General features: G+C 65.4%; 20 protein-coding genes. 6 read left to right on the forward strand and 14 right to left on the reverse strand.

Translation table 11 applies throughout. The features are described 5' to 3' along the window. Nucleotides 1-4: 4 nt before the first annotated feature. The 3 genes from QQL87_RS05490 to QQL87_RS05500 are packed head-to-tail and all read left to right on the forward strand — an operon-like array spanning nucleotide 5 to nucleotide 2,620. The gene (locus QQL87_RS05490) at nucleotides 5-328 is read left to right on the forward strand and encodes a rhodanese-like domain-containing protein (RefSeq protein WP_284416706.1); all 324 of its coding nucleotides are present in this window, start codon (nucleotides 5-7) and stop codon (nucleotides 326-328) included. 9 nt (nucleotides 329-337) lie between these two features. Further along, the gene (locus tag QQL87_RS05495; RefSeq protein ID WP_284416705.1) at nucleotides 338-1,501 is read left to right on the forward strand and encodes an aminotransferase; all 1,164 of its coding nucleotides are present in this window, start codon (nucleotides 338-340) and stop codon (nucleotides 1,499-1,501) included. A 12-nt stretch (nucleotides 1,502-1,513) separates the two neighbouring features. After that, entirely contained in the window at nucleotides 1,514-2,620 is a 1,107-nt protein-coding gene (locus QQL87_RS05500) for a polyamine ABC transporter substrate-binding protein (RefSeq protein WP_284416703.1), read from the forward strand. 51 nt (nucleotides 2,621-2,671) lie between these two features. On the opposite strand, the gene QQL87_RS05505 is transcribed toward QQL87_RS05500, so the two are convergent. The 8 genes from QQL87_RS05505 to QQL87_RS05540 form a co-directional block, all read right to left on the reverse strand. Continuing rightward, nucleotides 2,672-3,712 carry a hypothetical protein gene (locus QQL87_RS05505; protein ID WP_284416702.1) on the reverse strand — a complete coding sequence of 347 codons (1,041 nt, stop codon included), beginning with the start codon at nucleotides 3,710-3,712 and terminating at the stop codon, nucleotides 2,672-2,674. A 295-nt stretch (nucleotides 3,713-4,007) separates the two neighbouring features. Next, nucleotides 4,008-4,385 (reverse strand): VOC family protein, encoded by a 378-nt coding sequence (locus tag QQL87_RS05510; protein ID WP_284416701.1) that lies wholly within the window; start codon nucleotides 4,383-4,385, stop codon nucleotides 4,008-4,010. Nucleotides 4,386-4,543: 158 nt separating this feature from the next. After that, entirely contained in the window at nucleotides 4,544-5,476 is a 933-nt protein-coding gene (locus QQL87_RS05515; protein ID WP_284416700.1) for a lipid A biosynthesis lauroyl acyltransferase, read from the reverse strand. A 16-nt stretch (nucleotides 5,477-5,492) separates the two neighbouring features. Next, on the reverse strand, nucleotides 5,493-6,767 hold the full coding sequence (locus tag QQL87_RS05520; protein ID WP_502871135.1) for a beta-ketoacyl-ACP synthase: 1,275 nt from the start codon (nucleotides 6,765-6,767) through the stop codon (nucleotides 5,493-5,495). 39 nt (nucleotides 6,768-6,806) lie between these two features. After that, nucleotides 6,807-8,012, reverse strand: coding sequence for a beta-ketoacyl-ACP synthase (locus QQL87_RS05525; protein ID WP_284416699.1), 1,206 nt, complete (start codon nucleotides 8,010-8,012; stop codon nucleotides 6,807-6,809). Beyond that, nucleotides 8,009-8,479, reverse strand: coding sequence for a 3-hydroxyacyl-ACP dehydratase FabZ family protein (locus tag QQL87_RS05530; protein WP_284416697.1), 471 nt, complete (start codon nucleotides 8,477-8,479; stop codon nucleotides 8,009-8,011). Before QQL87_RS05530 ends, QQL87_RS05525 begins: the two co-directional genes overlap by 4 nt. Nucleotides 8,480-8,488: 9 nt before the next feature. Beyond that, the gene (locus QQL87_RS05535; protein ID WP_006609130.1) at nucleotides 8,489-8,770 is read right to left on the reverse strand and encodes an acyl carrier protein; all 282 of its coding nucleotides are present in this window, start codon (nucleotides 8,768-8,770) and stop codon (nucleotides 8,489-8,491) included. A 215-nt stretch (nucleotides 8,771-8,985) separates the two neighbouring features. Then, complete coding sequence (locus tag QQL87_RS05540; protein WP_284416696.1) at nucleotides 8,986-9,336, reverse strand: hypothetical protein; 351 nt, start codon at nucleotides 9,334-9,336, stop codon at nucleotides 8,986-8,988. Between the two features lie 213 nt (nucleotides 9,337-9,549). On the opposite strand from QQL87_RS05540, the gene QQL87_RS05545 reads away from it, so the two are divergent. After that, nucleotides 9,550-10,176 (forward strand): ParB-like protein, encoded by a 627-nt coding sequence (locus QQL87_RS05545; RefSeq protein ID WP_284416695.1) that lies wholly within the window; start codon nucleotides 9,550-9,552, stop codon nucleotides 10,174-10,176. A gap of 6 nt (nucleotides 10,177-10,182) precedes the next feature. On the opposite strand, the gene QQL87_RS05550 is transcribed toward QQL87_RS05545, so the two are convergent. The 3 genes from QQL87_RS05550 to QQL87_RS05560 all read right to left on the reverse strand — a co-directional run bounded on the left by QQL87_RS05550 (nucleotide 10,183) and on the right by QQL87_RS05560 (nucleotide 13,098). Next, nucleotides 10,183-10,767: a peroxidase-related enzyme gene (locus QQL87_RS05550; RefSeq protein WP_284416694.1), complete on the reverse strand. Its 585-nt coding sequence runs from the start codon at nucleotides 10,765-10,767 to the stop codon at nucleotides 10,183-10,185. 215 nt (nucleotides 10,768-10,982) lie between these two features. Further along, on the reverse strand, nucleotides 10,983-12,740 hold the full coding sequence (locus QQL87_RS05555) for an ATP-binding protein (RefSeq protein ID WP_284416693.1): 1,758 nt from the start codon (nucleotides 12,738-12,740) through the stop codon (nucleotides 10,983-10,985). 184 nt (nucleotides 12,741-12,924) lie between these two features. Further along, nucleotides 12,925-13,098, reverse strand: a complete 174-nt coding sequence (locus QQL87_RS05560; protein ID WP_284416692.1) for a hypothetical protein — start codon at nucleotides 13,096-13,098, stop codon at nucleotides 12,925-12,927. A gap of 136 nt (nucleotides 13,099-13,234) precedes the next feature. Between QQL87_RS05560 and QQL87_RS05565 the strand changes: the two genes are divergently transcribed. Continuing rightward, entirely contained in the window at nucleotides 13,235-13,756 is a 522-nt protein-coding gene (locus tag QQL87_RS05565) for an Hsp20/alpha crystallin family protein (RefSeq protein WP_284416691.1), read from the forward strand. A gap of 181 nt (nucleotides 13,757-13,937) precedes the next feature. Then, a complete protein-coding gene (gene hpaD / locus QQL87_RS05570) occupies nucleotides 13,938-14,855 on the forward strand; it encodes a 3,4-dihydroxyphenylacetate 2,3-dioxygenase (protein WP_284416690.1) in 918 nt (305 codons plus the stop codon). A gap of 13 nt (nucleotides 14,856-14,868) precedes the next feature. Here hpaD and QQL87_RS05575 read toward each other — a convergent pair whose 3' ends face one another. From QQL87_RS05575 to QQL87_RS05585, 3 genes are all read right to left on the reverse strand, one after another. Further along, nucleotides 14,869-15,318 carry an NUDIX hydrolase gene (locus QQL87_RS05575; RefSeq protein ID WP_284416689.1) on the reverse strand — a complete coding sequence of 150 codons (450 nt, stop codon included), beginning with the start codon at nucleotides 15,316-15,318 and terminating at the stop codon, nucleotides 14,869-14,871. Between the two features lie 274 nt (nucleotides 15,319-15,592). Further along, the gene (locus tag QQL87_RS05580) at nucleotides 15,593-15,751 is read right to left on the reverse strand and encodes a hypothetical protein (RefSeq protein WP_284416688.1); all 159 of its coding nucleotides are present in this window, start codon (nucleotides 15,749-15,751) and stop codon (nucleotides 15,593-15,595) included. An 11-nt stretch (nucleotides 15,752-15,762) separates the two neighbouring features. Next, nucleotides 15,763-15,933, reverse strand: coding sequence for a hypothetical protein (locus tag QQL87_RS05585; protein ID WP_284416687.1), 171 nt, complete (start codon nucleotides 15,931-15,933; stop codon nucleotides 15,763-15,765). Between the last annotated feature and the right edge of the window lie 11 nt (nucleotides 15,934-15,944).

A 15,944-nucleotide genomic window follows, 5' to 3' on the forward strand; every position in this document is an offset into this window, starting at 1 on the left:
TGGCGTGGCTGTTGTGCACGATTTGACCCCACAGGACGTGGCCAAGGGGATCGCCGAAGGGCGAATTCTTCTGGTCGACGTGCGTGAGCCGAACGAAGTTGCTGCGGAAGCCTATCCCGACGGTATCGTTGTTCCCCTGTCGGCCTTCGATCCGAAGCTGATCCCGGACCCCGCCGGCAAGGATGTCGTGTTCGCGTGCCGCTCCGGCAAGCGCTCGGTGACGGCCTCGCTGGCCGCGCAGGCTGCGGGCCTGCCCTATGACAAGCATCTTCAGGGCGGGATGCTCGGCTGGAAAGCGGCCGGCCTGCCGAGCAAGACCGGCGGCTGACGCGCCATCATGATCTCGCAGAACAAGGTCTTCGCCGATCTGCCCGTTACGATTTTCGAGCAGATGTCGCAGCTCGCGCGCGACAACAACGCCATCAATCTAGGGCAGGGTTTTCCCGACGATCCCGGCCCGGAGGACATCCGCCGCGCTGCGGCCGACGCCGTCCTCAACGGCTATAACCAGTATCCGTCGATGATGGGCCTGCCGGAGCTGCGCCAGGCCATCGCCGCCCACTACAAGCATTGGCACAAGCTCGACCTCGATCCGATGAGCGAGGTGATGGTCACCTCCGGCGGCACCGAAGCGCTGACCTCGGCCATCCTGTCGGTGGTCGAGCCGGGCGACGAGGTGATCTGCTTCCAGCCGGTCTACGATTCCTATCTGCCGATCATCCGCCAGGCCGGCGGCATTCCGCGCCTGGTGCGGCTCGAACCGCCGCATTGGCGTCTCACGGAGGAGATGCTGCGGCAGGCGTTCTCGCCGAAGACCAAGGCCGTGCTGTTCAACAACCCGCTCAACCCCGCCGCCGTGGTCTATCCGCGCGAGGACCTCGAGCTGCTCGCGCGGTTCTGCCAGGAGTTCGATGCGGTCGCGATCTGCGACGAGGTCTGGGAGCACGTGGTGTTCGACGGCCGCGAGCACATCCCGCTGATCACCATTCCCGGCATGCGCGACCGCACCATCAAGGTCGGCTCGGCCGGCAAGATCTTCTCGCTCACCGGCTGGAAGATCGGCTTCGTCTGCGCCGCGCCGCAGCTGCTGCGCGTCGCCGCCAAGGTGCATCAGTTCCTGACCTTCACGACAGCGCCGAACCTGCAGACCGCCGTGGCCTACGGGCTCGGCAAGTCCGACGACTACTTCCTCACCATGCGCGCTGAGCTCTCCCGCAGCCGCGACCGGCTCACCGCCGGGCTCGAAAGCCTCGGCTTTCCCGTGCTGAAGGCACAGGGGACCTACTTCCTCACCGTCGACCTGTCGCCGCTCGGCCTCAACGAGACCGACGAGCAGTTCTGCCGCCGCATCGTGCACGACTACAAGGTGGCGGCGATCCCGGTGTCGGCGTTCTACGAGAAGGATGCCGTGACCTCGGTCGTGCGGTTCTGCTTCGCCAAGAAGGACGCTACGCTCGACACGGCGCTGGAGCGTCTGTCCGACGCCATCCACCGACGCTAGGAGACGAGCTTCATGACGCGCGGCTGCATTCGTTCGGCTCTGGCGCTGGCCGCCGCAGTGCTGACGCTCTCGATCTCGGCCGGCCGTGCCGAAGAGCGTGTCGTGAACTTCTACAACTGGTCGAACTACATGGCGCCCGGTGTCCTTGAGGACTTCACCAAGGAGACCGGCATCAAGGTCGTCTACGACACCTTCGACGCCAATGAGACCCTGGAGACGCGGCTGCTCGCCGGCAAGTCCGGCTATGACGTCGTGGTGCCGACAGCCTATTTCCTGCAGCGCCAGATCAAGGCCAAGATCTTCCAGCCGCTCGACAAGGCGAAGCTGCCCAACCTTGCCAATGCATGGCCGGTCGTGACGCAGCGTCTGGCCATCTACGATCCCGGCAACCAGTTCGCTGCCAACTACATGTGGGGCACGACAGGGATCGGCTATAACGTCAAGGCGATCGAGAAGATCTTGGGCGCGGGCGCGCGGCTCGACAGCTGGGACATGGTGTTCAAGCCGGAGAACCTCGCAAGGTTCAAGGATTGCGGCGTCCACATGCTGGATTCCGCCGACGACATCTTCCCGGCGGCGCTGAACTATCTCGGCCTCGACCCGAACTCGACCAAGCAGGCCGACCTGGATAAGGCGGCCGAGGCGGTCGCCAAGGTCGCGCCGTCAGTGCGCAAGTTTCATTCGTCGGAATACTTGAGCGCGCTCGCCACCGGCGAGATCTGCCTCGTCGTCGGCTGGTCCGGCGACATCATGCAGGCCAGGAGCCGCGCCGAAGAGGCGAAGAACGGCATCGAGATCGGCTACGCCATCCCGAAGGAGGGCGCGCAGATGTTCTTCGACAATCTTGCGATCCCCGCCGACGCGCCGCACGTGGCGGAGGCGTATGCGCTGATCAACTATCTCTATCGCCCGGAGGTCGCCGCCAAGAACTCCGACTTCCTGTCCTACGCCAACGGCAATCTCGCCAGCCAGAAGCTGGTCGATCCGAAAATCCTCGGCGACAGGAACATCTATCCGGACGACGCGACCTTGAAGAAGCTGTTCGTCATCACCGCCCGCGAGCCGGCAACGCAGCGCGTGATCAACCGGCTGTGGACCAAGGTGAAGACGGGACGGTGAAGCTGGGCGTGACGCGCCGTCACCATCAGACGATCTCGGATGCAGGTGAGCCTAGGGTGATTTTTTCGCCTCTGCCTCGGCCAGCTCGACTCTGGAGGGCAGCCAGGCGGGAACGGCGCCTGTCTCCTGTTTCACGACCTCGACGGCTTCCTGAAGAGCCGACAAGGCGTCCTTGGCTTGCCCACGCATGAGCATCGATATCCCGACGATGGTGAGGCACTTCCAGCACCTCCTGATCTGAGATTCGTTCTTCTCCAGGATGGTCACCATCAGCGTGCCCGGCTTGAGAGCCGACACGTTAGGATCCGTGAGTGTCAGCCAGAGGATGATGTCGATCGCTGCGTATTTTGGTGTCCTAGGATCCGCCGCGATCCGTCTGCAAGCTTCCCGATACGCATCCGAAAAACCCTGTCCTTTGCGGCCAGTCGAGACATAGACGCCCGAGGTGCCCGCATTCATCCTGCACAATACGTCATCCGCGTTCTTGGCTGTGACCTCAGCAGGCTTCATCGACAGGCCCCGACGAAAGCACGCGATGCCATTGTTGGATGTATCTTGAAGGCTCCATTTCATCAGCCCCCAACATTCCGCATCCTCGGCCGTCAGCCACAGCATGCTGGACGGCTTGGTGTATTTGCCGAAGCCCTCGATGACGCCCCACGGCACACCATGCGCCCTCGCGTTGGCGGCCATCGCCGTGTTGCATTCAGCGGATTGAGTGCCGTCCGAACTCGCGCAGGAATGGATGCCAAGGCGGCCGCCCATGCGAACGATCCGTGTCTGACCAGAGACGAAGATCGCCATTGCACAGGCTGAGGCACAGGACGCGCCAGAGGCCACGACAGTCTGGATGTTGCCGCGGGCGTCGATGTTCGCAGCCATCGCGAGCGCTTCGCTCACCAGGCCACCGGGGCTGTCCAGCTCCAACGTGTCGAACTTTGCCAGCGCCGCGAGCTTTGCTGCATCACCTTGCCCGATCGGTCCGGATGCCTGCACGGTCGACTGGTCTCGCCACCGGAAGTCCATGGCCTGCGCCGACGGCACCACGCCGAGCAGAACGATCACCAGTGTGAAATGGGCTAACGCGCGCATGAGCAAACTCCCATGAGGCATGACGTCGATAGAACGAGAAGGAAGCGCCGAGGGCACCCGGTGCAACGACGTGGTGCCGGTCGCATGTCAGCGGGCGAACTGGGACGTTGCGCCGGCATTTGAGTGAAAAGTGATGGGGTTGAACAACGGCATAAGGAAACGGTCGACGATATTGTTATCGTCGACCGCGCAACGGTCAATCCGTGCGAGAAGCGCCTGCCGTAAATTTTAATGAGTTGTGTAGGCGGTCAAAAGCACGCAAGAAGTGAGACGGTCATGGCCCAGCCCTGTCGCTTCAGCTCATCCGGTGCATGGCACACAGCTTGTTGCCGTCGAGGTCGCGCAGATAGGCGAGGTACAGCTTGCCCGCCGAGCCTTCGCGAATTCCCGGCGGATTTTCGCACGTCTTGCCGCCGGCTTCGAGGCCCGCCGCATGCCAGGCGTCCGCCTGTTCGGGGGAGGTGCAGGCAAAGCCGATGGTGCCACCATTGGCCGGCGTCGCCGGCTCGCCGTTGATCGGCTTGGACACCGAGAAGATGCCGGTCGGGGTGATGTAGAAGATGCGGTGGCCGTCGACCCTGGCCGGCCTCACGCCGAGCGTGCCCAGCAGCTTGTCGTAGAAGGCCTTGGCCTTGTCGAGGTCGTTGGTCCCGACCATGATGTGCGAAAACATGCGTGCTTGTCCTCCCTAGCGCTTCCGAACGGCTGTCGGATAGGAGGCCAAATTAGCGAGCGGCGGCGGAAGAGGTAAGGATTTTCTTTGGGCCGCCTATTAGAAGCAAATGATACTACAGGCTTGCTTCCTTGCGGTGGAATTCGACTTGGCGCCGGCTAGCGCCAGCGCCGGTGCAGCCAAAGCCACTGCTCCGGATATTCGCGGACCCAGCCTTCGACGACGTCGGTGACCGCCTGCGTCGTGCCCTGGATGTCGATCTGGCCGTCGGCCGTGCGCACCGGCTTCACTTCCTCCGACAATTCGGCACGGAAGCGCCGGCCGGGGAGGCGGATGATGCGGACGCCGTGCACGGGGCATTCGACCTGGCGCAACAGGCGCGCCAGCATCGGATTCGCGCGGGTCTTGCGGCCGAAGAATGTCACCTCGACGCCACCGGTCAGATACTGATCGACCAGCATCGCGACGTGCTGGCCGGCCCTGAGCGCCTCGGCGAGCCGGAGCGGGGCGCCGCGGCCTGCGGCGATGAGCGTGCCCATCTTGACCTGCCGCATCTCCTGGATGATGCGGTCGGCGGCGGCGATGTTCGGCCTGCGATAGAGGATCGCGGTATCGAGCTTGTGGGCGACCGCCGCAAGCGCCGGCATCTCCCAGTTGGCGAGGTGGCTTGCGAAGATCAGCGCAGGCTTGCCGTCGAGGCGGAGCTGGTGGAACAGCTCGTGGGTGCGTGGCGACAGCTCGATCCGGCTGCGCTCCGGATGCTCCTCGTCGAAATCCCAGATCTTGTCGAGATGGGCGAACTCGGCGCCGACGCGGCCGAGATTGTCCCAGACGCCGGCGATGATGGTCTCGATCTCCTGCGGCGACTTTTCCGGAAAGGCCGCGGTGAGATTGTCGCGCGCGATCCGCTGCTCGCGCAGCCGCGGCCCGATCGTCTGCGCGATGCGCGCGAACAGATCGGCCGTCTTCTGCGGATCGAAATAGCGCGTGGTCCTGAGCATGCCGACCGTCAGCGCGCCGACGGCGGAGGCCCCGAACGATTTCGAGGCCTCACGGATCGCGAGCTTGGTCCGGAGGGGCAGGAGACTCATCGATGCGACAGGCGGATCATGCCGGTTCGCGGGTCAGGATCAGCGAGGCATTCTGGCCGCCGAAGCCGAACGAGTTCGACATGACGGTCGTGACGCGCGCCGCGCGGGCGGTGTTGCCGACGACGTCGAACGGGATCGCGGGATCCGGGATGTCGTAGTTGATGGTCGGCGGGATCAGCTGATGCTCGAGCGTCAGCAGCGAGATGATCGCCTCGACCGCGCCGGCCGCCGAGATGGTGTGGCCGACCATCGACTTGTTCGACGACACCGGGATCCTGCTGGCGCGCTCGCCGAACACGGCGGAGACACCGACATATTCCATCTTGTCGTTTTCCGGCGTCGCGGTGCCGTGGGCGTTGATGTGGTCGATCTGCTCCGGCGCCATGCCGGCGTCGGCCAGCGCCTTGCGGATGCAGCCGATGATCGGCTTGCCGTCCGGCGAGGAGCGGGTGCGGTGGAAGGAATCGGTCAGCTCGCCGCAGCCGGCGACGACGCCGAGGATCTTGGCGCCGCGGGCAACGGCAGCATCATAGCTTTCCAGCACCAATGCGCCGGCGCCTTCGGCCATCACGAAGCCGTCGCGATTCTTGGAGAACGGCTTGGATGCAGCCTGCGGTGGATCATTCTGCGTCGACAGCGCCGAGAGCAGCGAGAAGCGCACCAGGCCTTCCGGATTGACCGAGCCTTCGGTGGCCGCGCACAGCGCGACATCGGTCTCGCCGCGCCGGATGGCCTCGACGCCGAGCTGGATCGCGGTCGCGCCGGAGGCGCAGGCGGTCGACAGCGAGATCGGCGAGCCCTTGGTGCCGAAGGTGTCGGACAGTGAATCCGCCACCGAGCCGAACAGGAAGCGATGGTGATAGTTGACGAACTTGCCACCGCCGCAGGCCTTCAGCAGGTCGTCATAGGTGAACTGCGTGCCGCCGACCTCATGCGCGAGTTCCAGCCGCTGCGGCCACTCGATCTCGACCGGTGCGACGGCCAGAAACAGCGGGCCCGGGAAGTCGCCCTTGGAGCCGATCCCGGCTTGCGCGATCGCTTCCTCGACGGCCATGTGGCCGAGGCGCTCTGACAGCCCCGTCGACGTGAATGGTGCAACGGGGACGAAATCGACCGTGCCGGCCATCGTCGTCTTCAAGCCGTCGATCGGGAAGCGCGTGATGGTGCGGATGCCGGACTCGCCGGCCACCAGCTTGGTCCAGTTGTCGGACTTGCCGGCCCCGAGCGAGGTGACAATGCCCATGCCCGTCACGACCACGACGGGGCGTCCAAACTTGTCGCGTACACTCATGATGTCCCCCCGTCGCGTCGCCTCAGGCGCGCGCCGCGTTCACTTGACTGCTTCGACCAAGGCCATGCCTTCGCCGCGGTAATGGCCGGCGCCGACCACCACGATCTGGGTCGGAGCCGCCGTCATGTCGGTTTCGACGCCCGACGTGTCGCCCGGCGCGAACAGCGCGCCGCGCGAGATCGAGAGCGCCGCGAGCGCAAGGCCGAGCGCGAATTGCGCTTCCATGCTGTGACCGAAACGGGTCCCGCTCGAGCGCACCGCGAAGGCCTTGTGATGGTCGAGGAACGCGCGCTCCTCCGACGTCACCGGCTCGGCACCGGTTGCGCCCGTGATGATCGCCCCCGGCGTCTCGTGTACGCCGAGCGCGGACCAGAGGCGGTCCAGCGTTCCGGTCACCGCGCCTGCCTCCTTGCGGCGGGCACGGTCGGCGACGACCTTGCTCAGCCGGGCCAGCGGCTTGGCGCCGCGCGCCTCGGCATGCGGCCTGGATTCCAGCACCAGGAAGGCGCCGGCCGATCCGAGTGCAAAACCCGGATGCTCGTTGCGGGCCCAGACCGGCTTGAACTCGTTCTTCAGATTGTAGTCGCCGAATTCGTACAGGACGAGCAGGTCCTTGCGCTCGCCATTATGCGAGCCGCCGACCAGCGCGATGTCGCTCTGGCCACCGGCGATGCGGGCCAGCGCGATCTTGAAGGCATCGACGCCGGCGACCTCTTCGCCCATGAAGGTGCGCGACGTGCCGCACACGCCATGCGAGATCGCGATGTTGCCGGCGAGCAGGTTCGACAGCTGCGCCAGGAACAGGGTCGGGCGCAGATCGCTCATCAGCCGGTCGTTGAGGAAGCCCGGCGTGCAATTGCCCTCGGCCTCAGCGTTGAGAATGGCGGTGTCGACGGAGATGTCGCGCTCGCCACCGCCCGCGGCGACGATCATGTCCATCCGGGACAGGATGTCCTTGTTGCCCTTGAGGCCCGCGGAATCCAGCGCCAGCCCGGCCGCATAGGTGCCGATGCGCTGCCACGCTTCCATCTGGCGCTGTTCCTTCTTGGGGATCTGCGCTTCCAGATTCACCTTGGCCCAGGGATGCACGATGTAGGGCGCAAAACCCTTCTCGTCGACATTCATCTGGCCGGAGTTGAGGGCCTCCCAGTTCGCATCAAGGCCCTCGCCGAGCGAGGTCGCAAGACCAATGCCGGTGATCCAGACTTCGACGGGCTCGGCGGTCACGGCTGTGGTCTCACTCATCTCTGCAGCGCCTGTTGCGGAAAGCCGATGCGCTGGGCCTCGGCGTCCATGTGTCCGCGCAATTCCGGATTGGGGAAGGGGACGTGGCTGAAGGTGAGGCTAGCGTTCGAGCGCAGCTTGCCGTCGACCTTCACCCGCGCCTCCGTCATGGCGTAGCCGGATCCCTCGTGGATCACGCTGGCTTCCACCGTCAGCACCTCGCCGGGCGTCACGAAGCCGCGCATCTTGGCTTCCTTGACGGCGGCCAGGAACGGCATGCGCTCGAACTTCATCAGCGCCAGCAGCAGCCAGCCCGACGTCTGCGCCATCGACTCGATCAGCAGCACGCCGGGCATGATCGGATGCCCGGGGAAATGCCCCTCGAAGATCGTGCTCTCGGTGGGAACCTTGGCTTCGACCGTGATCGTCTTCTCGTCCACCTTGAGGTCGAGAATGCGGTCGATCAGCTTGAAATATTCGATCTGCATGGCGGGCGCTCAGGCGCCCTTGGCGGCGACCAGCTCGTCGATGCGGGCGCACAGATTCTTCAGCACGAAATACTGCTCGGTGCTGGCTTTGCCGTCGTTGACTTCCTGCGTCCACTTCTCGAGCGGCAGCTTGATGCCGAAGGCCTTGTCGATCGCAAACGCGATGTCGAGGAAATCGAGGCTGTCGATGCCCAGATCGTCGATGGCGTGGCTATCCGGCGTGATCGTGTCGCGCGGGATGTCGCAGGTTTCAGCGATGATCGTGGCGACCTGATCGAATGTTGAGGACATCACTAAGCCTTTGATATTTTGGAACTAATCCGGATAAGGGCAACGAGAGGACACCGCGCCCCCAAGGGCGTCTGATGCGAGCCCTATACCCCCGTCGCCCAGGAGTCGTGTGCCCGTATATCGGAGCGCCGCGGTGAGTTCAATGGAGCCGGACGCGGCGGTTGTGGCGGGATTGTGATGCTTGTCGGCAGGCGGGCGTCGCGTTCGCGAGGGGGTCAGGGCGTGTAGGTCTCGGTGATGATGCGGGCGCAGTCGCGCCGTCCGGTCAGGATGCAATCCTGGGTCTTGCGGAGATCGGCGATGCTCATCGCCAGCCAGATTCCGATCGCCGTCAGCGCGACGGTGAAGGCGATGGCGGCGATGTTGGCGAGGATGCGGTGCCGGAAATCGTCGGGCTCCTCGCGCGGCTGCTCGTAGCGGGACAGGTCGAGCGGCGCCGGCTCGCGCCGATGCAGCGGGACAGGCGGGCTGCCGCCCTCGGTCACGCGCCGCACCGGACCATTGCGGGGCCGGAACGGCACCACGCGATGCTCTTCCTCCGCTGCCATGGGGCGCTGGGTCTTCATGCCTCGACTCCGATGCTCGTTCTTAGCACGCGGGGCCAAGCTCTCACAAAAAAAATCGTCCTGATTGAGCTGCATCAGCCAATCCGCTCGCTCTGCGGATGCGCGCGCCGCGGCCTTCGCGCCGGCCGCCGGAACCGGGCGGAACGCTTCACATATGCGCTGCCGGCCGGACGTGGCATAATGCCGGCCCCGTCGACTCATCGGAGTTCACGCATGGCCAACACCAGAGAGCCGCTGCTGCATCCCGTGCCGATCCTGTCGCTGCGCCCGACGCAGATGACGGTCGGCATGCGCGAGGTGAAGGAGAAGCGTGAGCGCTGGCGCGAGCACAAGTCGAAGAAGAAGCAGGCCGAGCTGCTCGGCAAGCACATGATCCCGGTCGTGCTCGGACCGGACAAGCGGCACTATGTGGTCGATCATCATCATCTGGCGCGTGCGCTCCATGACGAAGGCGTCAAGGATGTCCTGGTCACGATCATCGGCGACCTCTCGATGGTCGATCCCGACGCATTCTGGGGCGTGATGGACAACAAGCGCTGGGTCTATCCCTATGATGCGAAGGGCGAGCGGCGGCATTTCAAGGATCTGCCGAAGACGGTGGCGGATCTGAAGGACGATCCGTTCCGCAGCCTCGCCGGCGAGCTGCGCCGTGCCGGCGGCTTTGCCAAGGACACCACGCCGTTCAGCGAGTTCCTGTGGGCCGATTTCCTGCGCCGCAAGGTCAAGCGCAAGACGGTCGAGACCCATTTCGGGGCTGCCATGGAGCACGCGCTGGCGGTCGCCAAGAGCCATGACGCCGTCTATCTGCCCGGCTGGTGCGGGCCGGCGTCGGACGACTGACCGGTCTCACTTGGTCTTCGGAAGCCGCCCCATCAGATAGAACTCGTCGTTCGGGCGCATGCCCGTGACGTTGGCCATCCGGTTCGACAGCGCGAAGAACGCCGCGATCGCGGCGATGTCCCAGATGTCGTCGTCGCTGAAGCCGTGGCCGGCGAGCGCCTGGAAGTCGGCGTCGCCGACGGTCTGCGCCGTCAGCGCCACCTTCATCGCGAAATCGAGCATCGCCGTCTGCCGCGGCGTGATGTCGGCCTTGCGGTAGTTGATCGCGATCTGGTCGGCGATCAGCGGATTTTTCGCGCGGATGCGCAGGATCGCGCCATGCGCGATGACGCAATATTGGCACTGGTTGGCGCTCGAGGTCGCCACCACGATCATCTCGCGCTCGGCCTTGGTCAGCCCGCCGTCCTTCTCCATCAGCGCGTCGTGATAGGCGAAGAAGGCGCGGAACTCATCGGGCCGGTGCGCCAGGGTCAGGAACACATTCGGCACGAAGCCGCTCTTCTCCTGCACAGCCAGCAGACGTGTGCGGATGTCGTCCGGCAGGGCGGAGATCGCAGGGACGGGAAAGCGGCTGATGGGAGCTGGCGTCATGGCAACGGATCCGGGATGGCGGGGCAGGGAGCGAACCTTAGTCGATCGGCCGGTAGGCGCAACGCGCTGAGCCTCGATTCAGCACCTCCACGGTGGCGTAGCGCGCGGCCAACGAGCTCGCTGCGCCGCGACCAGCGCCATCAGGACCTTGCCGGCGCGGCGGGCCGGGGGGTCCATGTCGTTGATCACGCCGTTGACGGTCGGGGACCTGCGGCTCAGCGCAGCGGCTTCTTCAGCAGCGAGAAGCGGTCGGGGTCGAGACCCATCGACGGCTGCAGCATCGGCGCATCCAGCGTGGCCGACAGGCTGCCGCGATCTCCGAGCGTACTCGTGCCGCCGTCGCCGTTCGAGGCCTCCCGGCTGGACGTCGCCCCGCGCCAGCGTTCCAGCACGGCGCTGACGAAATGCATGTCATGGCCGGCATTGACCGAGCGCACGGTCGCGATCGTCGCCTCGCTGCGCGGCAATTGATGTAGCGGCACCTCCTTGAAGCGCAGCCGGGTCGGCAGCGCCACGCCTTCGCCGAACGCCAGCACCTCGCGGGTGCCGAGCGAGGGGACGAAGGAGAGCAGGTTGGCGGCGGCGTCCGACACCGCCGAGCGCAGCAGCGACTGGTCGCGCTCGTTGGCGAGGCGCATCGTGAACAGCGTGTTGCACTGCGAGATGATGGTGGCGTCGAGCTCGGCGGGCCGCTGCGTGACGAGGCCGAGATAGACGCCGTATTTGCGGCCTTCCTTGGCGATGCGCGAGATCGCCTTGCGAGTCGGGCCGAAGCCGATCGAGCGGTCGGCGGAGGCGTAGCGGTGCGCTTCCTCGCAGACGAACAGCAGCGGCGACACGCCGTCGCTCCACAGGCCGAAATCGAACGCCATACGGCAAACAACCGACACGACGGAATCGACCACCTCGGCCGGGAAGCCGGCGAGCTGCATCACCGTCATCGGCCGGCCGTTGGCCGGCAGGCGGAACAGGTGGCTGATGACCTCGGCCATGGTGTCGCCGCCGACATTGGCGTTGTCGAACATGAAGGCGTAGCGCGGGTCGTTCCGCACCGTCTCGATGCGCGAGATCAGCTTGTGGTAGATGATGCGCGAGGAGCGGTTCTCGAGCTTGCCCATGCGCTCGTCGATCAGGTTGATCAGGTCGACGAGGCGATAGGGCACCGGCGTGTCGACGGTGTAGCCGACGGTCTTGGGGTCGATGCGCTTGAGGCCGATGCGGTCGGAGTTCTGGTATTGGGTATAGATGCCCTTCGCCAGCGGGATCACCTCGGCGAGAATGTCGAGCTCCTCCGGCACACCAGGCCGGCCGCCGAACAGGACGTCGACGATCTCCTCGAAATTGAACAGCCAGAACGGCAGCTTCAGATTGCGCGGGTTCAGCACCAGCGCCTTCTCGCCGAAGCAGCGGCCATATTCGTTGTGGACGTCGAGCAGGAAGATGCGCAGGTTCGGCCGCGCCTTCAGGATCTCGTTGAGCAGCAGCGACACGCCGGTCGATTTGCCGACGCCGGTCGAGCCGAGCACCGCGAAGTGCTTCGACAGCATCTCCTCGACATTGACGCAGGCACGCACCGTATTGTCCTGCTGCAGCGCGCCGATGTCGATGTGGTCGCCCGCGGTCGGCGTGTAGATCGTGCGCAGCTCCTGGCTGGTGATCATGTCGACGGCGTCGCCGATGGTCGGATAATGGGTGACGCCGCGCTGGAACTTGGGCCGCTCGGCAGGGCCGAGAATCTCGCCGAGCAGGTCGACCGACGCCGTCGCGACGTATTCGTCCCCATGCGACATGTCTTCGCTGGTCACCTCGGTGATGATGGCGATGATCGTGGCGCTGGGGCAACGAATGCTGATGAAGCGGCCGACTGTCGCGCGGATCTCGGAAACGCTCATCTGCTTCGGCTGCAGAAGAATGCCGACGCGGGCCTGGGAGCCGCGCACCGAGATCACACGTCCGAAGGATGTCACGGTCATGAAACCTGTGGTGAATTGTTGAGCTGACACCTTCGCTGGAGGGACTGGAGAATGTGTTAAGCGGCCCACATTTGCGGCCGCGCCGTCGCCCGTCGGTGCGGTTCGAGCACGATGCAACGCGTTGCCGGCGCGCCTTCTCAAAGCGGCATAACACATTGGAGCATAAGGCTTTCTGCTTCCTGCGTTAAAGCACCGCGCAAGCCGTCTCGATTAACGTTCGATTCACCACTTTGAAGGGCTGCTTCAGTCTTGTTCGGACAGCGATCGATGGAACGAGGCCAGCGCCGATGGCGTGCGGAGCGACGCCGCGCGCTTCGGCCGCCGGCGCTTCAAGGCGCACCGATTTGATCGCGATCAATCTGGAAATCCGGCGAGCCCGCTATAATTTTCCCGTCAAGCGCGAGGGGGCGGATGCCGGCCGATCTCGTCAAGCGCAACGGCCGCGCCCACGCCGCCTGAGAGCCGATCCTCGCGTGAAGCAGGAGGATGAAGTCATGGCTGAACCCACCAAGCTGCCCATCAACACCGAGAAGACGACTGCGCCATCGTTGCAGGGATGGCGCCCGTTGGAGAACCTGCGCCGCGAGATCGATCGCGTGTTCGAGGACTTCCACGGCGGATTCTGGCGAACGCCGTCGCTGTTCGACCAACTGCCCGGTCTGGCGCGAGCCCGATCCTTTGCCGTGGCGCCGGCGGTCGATGTCGCCGAGCACGACAATGCCTATGAGGTCTCGGCGGAGCTGCCGGGGCTCGACGAGAAGAATGTCGAGGTGAAGGTCGCGGGCGGCGTGCTGTCGATCAAGGGCGAGAAGCAGGAGGACAAGGAGGAGAAGCAGAAGGACTATTACGTCCGCGAGCGCAGCTTCGGCTCGTTCGAGCGCTCTTTCCAGATCCCCGACGGCGTCGATACCGACAAGATCGAGGCGGTGTTCAAGCAGGGGGTGCTCAAGGTGACCCTGCCGAAGAAGCCCGAGGTGCAGAAGGCTGCCAAGACCATCGACATCAAGGCCGCGTGACCGCTGCGTCGTGGCAGTTTGCGTGTCGCGCTGTGCCACGATCGGCCGATAGCCAGGCTCGGATCGCCGGGAAGGGCCGCGTTCGCGGCCCTTTTTTTCGAGCGGCCGCGCGGCTAGTCTGGCACTCAAGCAAGGGGTCCGCGACGCCGGACCGTGGAACGATCGGAAGGGAGACGAGGCGATGGGCAAGCTCGCGATGGCGGCGAAGATCACACATGTGCCGTCGATGTATCTCAGCGAGCTCGATGGTCCGGCCAAGGGCCAGCGGCAGTCGGCGATCGACGGCCACATCGAGATCGGGCGGCGCTGCCGCGAGGCCGGCGTCGACACCATCGTGGTGTTCGACACCCATTGGCTGGTCAATGCCGGCTACCACATCAACTGCGCGCCGCACTTCGAGGGGCTCTACACCTCGAACGAGCTGCCGCATTTCATCGCCAACATGACCTACGAATACGACGGCAACCCGGAGCTCGGCCACATCCTGGCCAGGGGCGCCAACGCCCATGGTGTCGCGACCATGGCCCATGACGCGACCTCGCTGGCGCTGGAATACGGCACCTTGGTGCCGATGCGCTACATGAACGCCGACCGCCATTTCAAGGTGGTGTCGGTCTCGGCGCTGTGCACCTCGCATTATCTCGCCGACAGCGCCAGGCTCGGCTGGGCGTTCCGCCGCGCCGTCGAGGACCACTATGACGGCACGGTGGCGTTCTTCGCCTCGGGCTCCCTGAGCCACCGCTTCGCCCAGAACGGCACCGCCGACGACTATCGCGATAAGATGTTCAGCCCCTTTCTCGAGCGGCTCGACCACGAGGTGATCCAGATGTGGCAGCAGGGCGAGTGGCCCGACTTCTGCGACATGCTGCCGGAATACGCCAGCAAGGGCCATGGCGAGGGCTTCATGCACGACACCGCAATGCTGCTCGGCGCGCTCGGCTGGAACCATTACGACCGCGGCGTCGAGGTCGTGACTCCGTTCTTCCCGTCCTCCGGCACCGGGCAGATCAACGCGGTGTTCCCGGTGGCGCCGATGCCGAGCGCGATCGAGGACATCGGCCGGCCGCGCACCGCCGCGCTGGCGGGCGGCCGGCTCTGACGGGGCGACTGCCTTACCAGACTCCGGCGCGCCGCAGCATGTCCGCGATGTCCTCGGGAAACACCTGATCGGTCGTGGCGGCGAGCTCGGCTGGCCGCCACCAGCGCTGCGCGGCGATGGCCGCGCGCTCCAGCTCGGTCCAATGCGTCGACGAGACCTCGCCGCGCTCGACCCTGACGAGGAAGTAGCGCTCGTCCGAGCAGACCTGTTCGCCATCGACCATCGTGAAGCTCACCGATCGCTGCGCGATCTGCGGCCCGGGATGAGCGATGCGGATTCCCGTCTCCTCGAACATCTCCCGGCAGGCTGCGGCCTCGTAGCTCTCGCCCGGATCGAGCCCGCCGCCCGGCGTTGCCCAGAACTGCTCGCCGCGCAGCGCGCCGGCGAGGTGCACGAACTTGAACAGCAGGAGGCGGTCGTCAGGATCGACCACCAGCAGGCGGGAGGAGGGACGTGCGCGCATCTCGGCAAGGCCTTGTGCTCGGGTGGAACGGGACCGTCGATGCCACCGTCTTTGCGCTCTCGCGACATCGAACGCCGGAGCTCTGCCGATAGATCACAGGGGATCGAGAGGTGGAAGGACCCTGGTGAAGGCCGCAGCCATGGCCCGCCTGCAGCCAGGACGTCGCCGCGGGGCGGGCCATGCGGCAGCCAGCGCATCCGCCGCCACGCCCCGGCGACATCGGTCGTGGCCGGTCTCGCGGCGTGAGAGGCGGTGCGTCGCCTTGCGCCGCGCCTTACGCGGCGCGGCGATCGGGGCCGGTGAGCCCCTCACGCTCGCGGCGGCACTCGGCGGCGAACTGGCGCAGCCGTTCGATCGTCAGCGTGTCGCCGACGGTCCGCTCGAGCCGCTCGGCGCGGGCGATCTGGTCTTCGAGATCTGTCAGCCTGCTCATGTCCCGTCTCCTCATTCGGACAAGTTGATGCAAATTGCATCGTTCCGGCCGAGCGACGATCGTGGTGAATGGCGGGTTAATGCCGCGATGGCGTCCACGCTGATGACACCGGTCGCCGCCGCGGCACGGTTGAGCGCCGGTGCGCGCGCCGTGTTGAGATCGAACGTCCCGTTCGCTAGCATGCTCGGCATCA

It is taken from the genome of Bradyrhizobium sp. SSBR45G (genome assembly GCF_030159255.1).
Classification (GTDB): Bacteria; Pseudomonadota; Alphaproteobacteria; order Rhizobiales; family Xanthobacteraceae; genus Bradyrhizobium.

Bases quoted from the DNA above. Each gene is read 5' to 3' on its own strand.
- QQL87_RS05520 (WP_502871135.1), bottom strand. From the start codon at position 6,767: ATGAGTGTACGCGACAAGTTTGGACGCCCCGTCGTGGTCGTGACGGGC.
- QQL87_RS05535 (WP_006609130.1), bottom strand. From the start codon at position 8,770: ATGTCCTCAACATTCGATCAGGTCGCCACGATCATCGCTGAAACCTGC.
- QQL87_RS05495 (WP_284416705.1), top strand. From the start codon at position 338: ATGATCTCGCAGAACAAGGTCTTCGCCGATCTGCCCGTTACGATTTTC.
- QQL87_RS05510 (WP_284416701.1), bottom strand. From the start codon at position 4,385: ATGTTTTCGCACATCATGGTCGGGACCAACGACCTCGACAAGGCCAAG.
- QQL87_RS05530 (WP_284416697.1), bottom strand. From the start codon at position 8,479: ATGCAGATCGAATATTTCAAGCTGATCGACCGCATTCTCGACCTCAAG.
- QQL87_RS05585 (WP_284416687.1), bottom strand. From the start codon at position 15,933: ATGCTAGCGAACGGGACGTTCGATCTCAACACGGCGCGCGCACCGGCG.
- QQL87_RS05515 (WP_284416700.1), bottom strand. From the start codon at position 5,476: ATGAGTCTCCTGCCCCTCCGGACCAAGCTCGCGATCCGTGAGGCCTCG.
- QQL87_RS05505 (WP_284416702.1), bottom strand. From the start codon at position 3,712: ATGCGCGCGTTAGCCCATTTCACACTGGTGATCGTTCTGCTCGGCGTG.
- QQL87_RS05565 (WP_284416691.1), top strand. From the start codon at position 13,235: ATGGCTGAACCCACCAAGCTGCCCATCAACACCGAGAAGACGACTGCG.
- QQL87_RS05580 (WP_284416688.1), bottom strand. From the start codon at position 15,751: ATGAGCAGGCTGACAGATCTCGAAGACCAGATCGCCCGCGCCGAGCGG.
- QQL87_RS05555 (WP_284416693.1), bottom strand. From the start codon at position 12,740: ATGACCGTGACATCCTTCGGACGTGTGATCTCGGTGCGCGGCTCCCAG.
- QQL87_RS05545 (WP_284416695.1), top strand. From the start codon at position 9,550: ATGGCCAACACCAGAGAGCCGCTGCTGCATCCCGTGCCGATCCTGTCG.
- QQL87_RS05550 (WP_284416694.1), bottom strand. From the start codon at position 10,767: ATGACGCCAGCTCCCATCAGCCGCTTTCCCGTCCCTGCGATCTCCGCC.
- QQL87_RS05500 (WP_284416703.1), top strand. From the start codon at position 1,514: ATGACGCGCGGCTGCATTCGTTCGGCTCTGGCGCTGGCCGCCGCAGTG.
- QQL87_RS05575 (WP_284416689.1), bottom strand. From the start codon at position 15,318: ATGCGCGCACGTCCCTCCTCCCGCCTGCTGGTGGTCGATCCTGACGAC.
- QQL87_RS05525 (WP_284416699.1), bottom strand. From the start codon at position 8,012: ATGAGTGAGACCACAGCCGTGACCGCCGAGCCCGTCGAAGTCTGGATC.
- QQL87_RS05540 (WP_284416696.1), bottom strand. From the start codon at position 9,336: ATGAAGACCCAGCGCCCCATGGCAGCGGAGGAAGAGCATCGCGTGGTG.
- hpaD (WP_284416690.1), top strand. From the start codon at position 13,938: ATGGGCAAGCTCGCGATGGCGGCGAAGATCACACATGTGCCGTCGATG.